This is a genomic window from Pigmentiphaga sp., assembly GCF_033795525.1.
Classification (GTDB): domain Bacteria; phylum Pseudomonadota; class Gammaproteobacteria; order Burkholderiales; family Burkholderiaceae_B; genus Pigmentiphaga.
Genome location: NZ_JARYGM010000033.1, coordinates 1 through 518, shown reverse-complemented (window position 1 = coordinate 518; position 518 = coordinate 1). Strand labels below are relative to the sequence as shown.

Genomic DNA, 518 nt, shown 5'->3' with positions numbered 1-518 from the left:
CATTGCTTGCGCCGGCGAAATGGCGACATACAGGTTCTCGATAGGAAACGGCTCGATGGACTTGGCGAGCAGCCCGATGACCATGTCCGCCTTCGAGGGCGTGCTGGTGTCGATGATCAGCCAGCGGTCGAGCAGGTCGATCCAGAGGTGGATATCGTCGTACTGGGTCAGCGCCGTGGGCAGCTTCTCGTCGATGATCCTCTCGCGGATCTCCTTCATCTGCTTGCGGCCGGGCTTGTGGCCTTGCTGATGCTCAATTTCGAGGGCGCGCGCGGCCGTGGCCTGGTTGATGGCCTTGCCGGGGAGCAGCTTGGACTCGACGCGCAGCGTCAGGAGCAGCTTGCCGCTGACCGAGTGGGCCAACTCAGCCCCGTCGCGCGACGCCACCCAGCCGATCGATTCGCGCTGCAGCTCTCCGGCGGGCACGTACGCGTGCGCCGCCAGCTTGTCGTTCAGCTCGTCCAGGTTCCAGAAGGGCGCGACGGACGTGAGCCGGTAGATCTTGGCGTTCTTGAACA

1 protein-coding gene is annotated in these 518 nt (G+C 64.3%); it reads right to left on the bottom strand.

Annotated elements, in window-relative coordinates:
* Positions 1–518, bottom strand: a 518-nt coding sequence (locus QHC78_RS21090) for a recombination-associated protein RdgC (RefSeq protein ID WP_319748113.1), incomplete at both ends; no start/stop codon positions are given.